Here is a 5,822-nt window from a genome sequence, read left to right as displayed (position 1 = left end):
CGGGAAGGGCGCCGCGAAGCGGCGCAGCCGCAGCGCGTTGCTCAGGACGAAGACGCTGGACAGGGCCATCGCGCCCGCCGCGAACACCGGCGACAGCAGGCTGCCGTTGACCGGATACAGTAGGCCCGCCGCCACCGGAATCAAGGCCACGTTGTAGGCGAAGGCCCAGAACAGGTTCTGCTTGATGTTGCGGATGGTGGCCTTGGACAGGGCGATGGCGTTGGGCACGCCGCCCAGGTCACCCGACATCAGCACCACGTCCGCGGCCTCGATGGCGATGTCCGTGCCGGTGCCGATGGCCAGGCCCACGTCCGCCTCGGCCAGGGCCGGCGCGTCGTTGATGCCGTCGCCGACGTAGGCGATGGGGCCGTATTGCTGCTTCAGGCGCTGCACGGCTGCGACCTTGCCGTCGGGCAGGACTTCGGCGACCACTTCGTCGATGCCGAGCTGGCGGGCGATGGCCTCGCCGGTGCGGCGGTTGTCGCCGGTGATCATGGCCACCTTCAGGCCCAGGTCATGCAGGGCGCGGATGGCGGCGGCGGTGGTTTCCTTGATGGGGTCGGCCACGGCGATCATGGCGGCCAGCTTGCCGTTGATGGCAGCGTACAGCGGGGTCTTGCCTTCGTCGCCCAGGCGCACGACGTCCGAGCCGAAGGACTCGACGCTCAGGCCCAGTTCGCGCATGTAACGGTCGGCGCCGATCTCAACCAGGTCGCCGTCCACGCGGGCGCTCACGCCGAAACCGGTGATCGATTCGAACTGCGAGATCGTGCCCAGCGCGATGTTCTCGCCGCGCGCCGCGTCCACGATGGCTTGCGCTATCGGGTGTTCCGACTTGGCTTCGACGGTGGCGACCTTGCCCAGCACGGCCGAGCGTTCGAAGCCCGGCGCGACGATCAGGTCGGTCAGTTCGGGGCGGCCCTTGGTCAGCGTGCCGGTCTTGTCCACGGCCACGACCTGGGCGTCCTTCAGCGACTGCAGCGCTTCGCCCTTGCGGAACAGCACGCCCATCTGCGCGGCGCGGCCCGTGCCCACCATGATCGAGGTCGGCGTGGCCAGGCCCATGGCGCAGGGGCAGGCGATGATCAGCACGGCCACGGCATTGACCAGCGCGAAGGTCAGGGCGGGCTCGGGCCCGAACGTCAGCCAGATGATGAAGGTCACGACGGCGGCCGCCATGACGGCAGGCACGAACCACATCGTGATGCGGTCCACCATGGCCTGGATCGGCAGCTTGGAGCCTTGCGCCTGTTCGACCATGCGGATGATCTGCGCCAGCAGCGTGTCGCCGCCGACCTTGGTGGCGCGGAACGTCAGCGCGCCGTTCTGGTTGACGGTGCCGCCGACCACTTCGGAGCCCGGCTGCTTCTCGACCGGCACGGGCTCGCCGCTGATCATGGACTCGTCGATGAAGCTGTTGCCCTCCACGACTTCGCCGTCCACGGGGATGCGCTCGCCGGGGCGGACTTCGATCTGGTCGCCCGCGACCACGTCCTCGATGGCGAGTTCCAGCGTCGCGCCGTTGCGCACCACGCGCGCGGTCTTGGCTTGCAGGCCGAGCAGGCGCTTGATGGCTTCGGAAGTGTTGCCCTTGGCGCGGGCCTCCATGTAGCGGCCCAGCAGGATCAGCGCGACGATGACCGCGGCGGCCTCGTAGTAGACGTTGACGGTGCCGGCGGGCAGCAGTTGGGCCGCGAAGGTGGCGACCACCGAATAGGCGTAGGCGGCAGAGGTGCCCACCGCGACCAGCGAATTCATGTCGGGCGCGCCGCGCAGCAGCGCGGGGATGCCCTTTTTGAAGAAGCGCAGTCCGGGACCGAACAGCACGATGCTGGCCAGCACGAATTGCAGGTACCAGCTGTTCTGCGTGCCGATGCTCTCGGCGATGACGTGGTGGAACGCCGGCACGATGTGGGCGCCCATTTCCAGGATGAACACGGGCAGCGCGAAGATCGTGGCGATGGTCAGGGCGCGTTTGAGCGACTTCAGCTCGGCGGCCTGGCGTTCGGCCACGGCGTCGGTGTCGCTGGATTCGGCCGAGAGGGTTTTCGCTTCGTAGCCGGCCTTGGCCACGGCCTGGATCAGGGCGCTGGCGGGCACGCCGCCGGCCGCGGTGATGCTGGCGCGCTCGGTGGCGAGGTTGACGCTGGCGTTGCTGACGCCGGGCACGGCCTTCAAAGCCTTTTCGACCCGGCCCACGCAGGAGGCGCAGGTCATGCCGGTGACGGACAGTTCAATGGTGCTTTCGGCGACCGTGTAACCCGCTTTCTGCACCGCCTGGACGGCGGCGGCGACGTCCGGCGCGCCTGCAAACGTGATGTCGGCGCGTTCGGTCGCCAGGTTGACGCTGGCCTTGTTGACGCCGGGCACGGCCTTCAAGGCCTTTTCGACCCGGCCCACGCAGGAGGCGCAGGTCATGCCCTCGATAGGCAGGCTGACCGCGACGCTGTTTGCTGGGATGGCACTCATATCCGCTCCTTGAAAACTTGGAATTTCCTGCTGATGGGTGTCACTATAAAGATTCCAATGATGTCAAGGTCAAGCGTTTGATCGCAGGGATTTGACGGCGCTCAGCCCAGCCTGCCCAAGGCGGGAAAGGTCTGCAGCATCCAGATGGCGAAACGGGCCAGTTGCCCGGTGGCGATGGCCCATCCCATCACGATCAGGATCAGCCCGGTCAGGATCCGCAAGATCCGTCCCGCGCGCTTCAGGCCCTGCATGCGGCGCAGGAAGGGGCTCATGAACCAGCCTGCCAGCAAAAAGGGGACGCCTAGCCCCAGCGCGTAGACGCCTAGCAGGGCTACGCCCTGGCCTACGCTGGCCGATGCCGCGCCCAGCACCAGGATGCTGGCGAGGATGGGACCGATGCAGGGCGTCCAGCCGAATCCGAACGCCAGGCCCAGGACCAGGGCACCGCCGGGGCCGCCCTTGCCCGCTGGATCGAACCGGTAGTAGCGCTGGGCCCAGGACGGCAGGCGCAAGACGCCCAGCAGCATCAAGCCTGCCAGCGCAATGATCGCGCCGGCGGCAAGGTTCAGTTCGTAGCGGTAGGACAGCAGCAGCCGGCTCAGGGCAGTGACGCTGGCGCCGAAGATGACGAAGACGGCCGAGAAGCCGGCCACGAAGCAGGCCGCCAACCCTAGCATGCGCCAGCGCAGCGCGCGGCCGTCGTCCGCGGACGCGCCGGATCCACCCGCGATGTAGGACAGGTAGCCCGGAACCAGCGGCAGCACGCAAGGCGACAGGAACGACGCAGTCCCCGCGATGAAGGCGGTGGCGAAGCCGAGGAAGGACAGGTCAAGCATGATGGGCTGACGCGGTCATGGAGTAGCGCTTTCGTGCTGGCGCTGGCGGGCCAACACGATCCCTGCATTCACGGTGTGCGCCATGTCGCTGCCCGCGGGCAGTTGGGCCAGCAGGCGTTGCCAGAAATCGATGGAGGCGGAAAAGTCGCGCTGGTCAAAGCGGCTTGCGCCCGCCAGCATCAGGGCCAGCGGCTCTTCGGGGTTGAGATCCAGCGCGCGCCGCAGCAGCTGGTCGGGCTGTCCGCCGAAGCCCCGGTTGGCGCTGAGCGCCAGCGACTCGGCGTATTCGGCCAGGGCTGCCGGATTGCTGTCCACCACGGGAGCGGCCTTGGCAAAGGCCTGGGCTGCGTCGGCATGCCGGCCGAAGTAGCGGTAGGACCGGGCCAGCATCAACCATCCCTGATAGTCGTCGGGATTGCTGGCCAGCCGGGCTTGCAGTTTGGCCACCATGGCCTGGATGTCGGCGGCGCTGACCTCGGGCCGCGCGGCTGGCGCGGGGGGCGGAACGATGGCGGCGGGGTTGCCGAGCGCCACGTAGGCAAGAATGGTCGCCAGCGGCAGCGCGATGGCCAGGCTTACGGGCAGCAGGCGGCCTCGGCGCGACGTGATGGCCTGCCGTTGCGCCTCGGCGGCTTCTTCGAGCGCCAGCCGCTGCAGTTCGGCCCGGGCCTCCGCGAAGGCGTCTTGCGACAGGATGCCGTTCGAGCGGTCGCGCTCGAGTTCCTGCAACTGGTCGCGCAGCACCGCCACGTTCGCTGCTAGCCGCTTGTCCGTGGCGTTGGCGGCCGGCGTGCGCCGCATGGCGGCGATCAGCCATAGCGTGACGAGGGCAGCCAGCAACGCCGCCGACAGATAGAAGAATTGCATCATGATCCGGATCTTTTCTCAGCTTCGATGCCCAGCAAGGCGTTGGCAGCCTGGCGCTGTTGGGGAGTCAGTGCGGGGCGGTCCAGGCGCGTCCTGCGCCGGCGCAAGGTCAGGGCCAGTGCGGCCAGCCCGGCAGCCAGCAACGCGGCCGGACCGAACCACAGCAGCAGCGTGGCGGCTTTCAGGCGCGGCCGATATAGGATGAAGTCGCCGTACCTGGCCTCCATGTAGGCCAGGATTTCGGCTTCGGTCCTGCCGGCGTCAAGCTGCTGGCGGATCTGGCCGCGCAGATCGACCGCCAGGTCGGCGCGCGACGCGGCGATGGATTCGTTCTGGCAGACTAGGCAGCGCAGTTCGGAGGCGATCTCGGTGACGCGGCGGTCGTCGGGCGAGGCATCGGCGCCATGGGCGTAGCCCAGCGCCAGCGATAGCGCCAAGGCGCGCAGGGCGCTCTTCATTGCAGCCCCCGGATCAACGGCAAAAGGGTATCGCGCAGGGACTCCCGCGTTACCGGACCGATGTGTTTGTAGCGGATGGTCCCGGCCTGGTCGATGACGAAGGTCTCCGGTACGCCATAGACCCCGTAGTCGATGCCGACCTTGCCATCGGTGTCGGACACGGACTTTTCATAGGAGTCGCCATTGCGCCCCAGCCAGGCGATGGCTTCGTCCCGGATGTCCTTGTAGTTCAGGCCTATGACCGGGACGCCATGCTGCGATGACAGCTCCTGGATGTAGGCGTGTTCAGTCAGGCAGGCATAGCACCAGGACGCCCATACGTTCAGCACCCAGACCCGGCCTTTCATGCTCTCGGGCGTGAACGTCTGCTGCGGCTCATGCAGTTCGGGAAGGGAAAACGCGGGCGCGGGTTTGTCGATCAGGGGCGATGGTACTTCGGACGGGTTGAGCGTCAGGCCGATTCCGAGAAAGAACACCAGCGCCACGAAGCCCGCCAGGGGCCAGATGAAGCGGCTCATGGCCTGGCCTCCACCGCGGTATCCGGCCGCGCGCGATGCGCCAGCTGTTTCTCGCGCCGCTTCAGGCGGTAGCGCGGATCGCAGACCGCCAGCAGGCCGCCCAGGGCCATGAGGATGCAGCCGCCCCAGATCCAGTCGACGAAAGGCTTGTAGTACAGGCGCACGCTCCAGGCGCCATGCTCCATGGGATCGCCCAGCGCGACGTAGACATGGCGCAAGCCGTTGGCGGCGATGGCCGCTTCCGTCATCGGCAGCGCCGAGGACGTGTAGGTACGTTTTTCAGGATGCAGGTCGCGCAGGTGCCGCTCGCCGCGATAGAGCGCGAAGGTACCCATTTCGGACTCGTAGTTCGGGCCGCGCACGCGATCCACGCCTTTGAACTCGACGCGGTATGACGACACTGGGGCGCTTTGTCCTGGCCGCATCAGCAGATCCTGCTCGGTCTCGTAGCTGCCTACCAGTGTGACCCCGGCGACGAACACCGCCACGCCCAGATGGGCCAGATGCATGCCCACCCAACTGCGCGGCTGGCGCCACCAGCGGTCGCGGGTTGCGTGGAGGCGTTTGAAAACGTCCACGCCGATGGCGCCCGCCAGCCAGGCGGCCAATCCCAGCCCCAACGCCGCGCCTGCGGACCAGCGGCCGAACAGCCAGGGCGCGCCTGCGGCGGCCAG

At 67.8% G+C, this 5,822-nt stretch carries 6 protein-coding genes; all 6 read right to left on the bottom strand.

Annotated features, from left to right (window positions below):
• Positions 1-2,469, bottom strand: a 2,469-nt coding sequence (locus tag VIR09_RS25855; RefSeq protein WP_332015449.1) for a heavy metal translocating P-type ATPase, incomplete at its 3' end; no start/stop codon positions are given.
• A gap of 101 nt (positions 2,470-2,570) precedes the next feature.
• Positions 2,571-3,305 (bottom strand): cytochrome c biogenesis CcdA family protein, encoded by a 735-nt coding sequence (locus tag VIR09_RS25850; RefSeq protein WP_332015448.1) that lies wholly within the window; start codon positions 3,303-3,305, stop codon positions 2,571-2,573.
• Positions 3,306-3,320: 15 nt separating this feature from the next.
• Complete coding sequence (gene ccmI / locus VIR09_RS25845; protein WP_332015447.1) at positions 3,321-4,175, bottom strand: c-type cytochrome biogenesis protein CcmI; 855 nt, start codon at positions 4,173-4,175, stop codon at positions 3,321-3,323.
• On the bottom strand, positions 4,172-4,630 hold the full coding sequence (locus VIR09_RS25840) for a cytochrome c-type biogenesis protein (protein WP_332015446.1): 459 nt from the start codon (positions 4,628-4,630) through the stop codon (positions 4,172-4,174). Before VIR09_RS25840 ends, ccmI begins: the two co-directional genes overlap by 4 nt.
• Entirely contained in the window at positions 4,627-5,148 is a 522-nt protein-coding gene (locus tag VIR09_RS25835; RefSeq protein ID WP_332015445.1) for a DsbE family thiol:disulfide interchange protein, read from the bottom strand. Before VIR09_RS25835 ends, VIR09_RS25840 begins: the two co-directional genes overlap by 4 nt.
• Positions 5,145-5,822: cytochrome c-type biogenesis CcmF C-terminal domain-containing protein (locus VIR09_RS25830; protein WP_332015444.1), on the bottom strand; the 678-nt coding region annotated here is incomplete at its 5' end. The genes VIR09_RS25830 and VIR09_RS25835, both read right to left, overlap by 4 nt.

The organism is Achromobacter sp. (genome assembly GCF_036567245.1).
GTDB lineage: Bacteria > Pseudomonadota > Gammaproteobacteria > Burkholderiales > Burkholderiaceae_B > Achromobacter.
The sequence above is the reverse complement of the archived record's forward strand: the minus strand, read 5'-3'. Positions and strand labels throughout refer to the sequence as shown.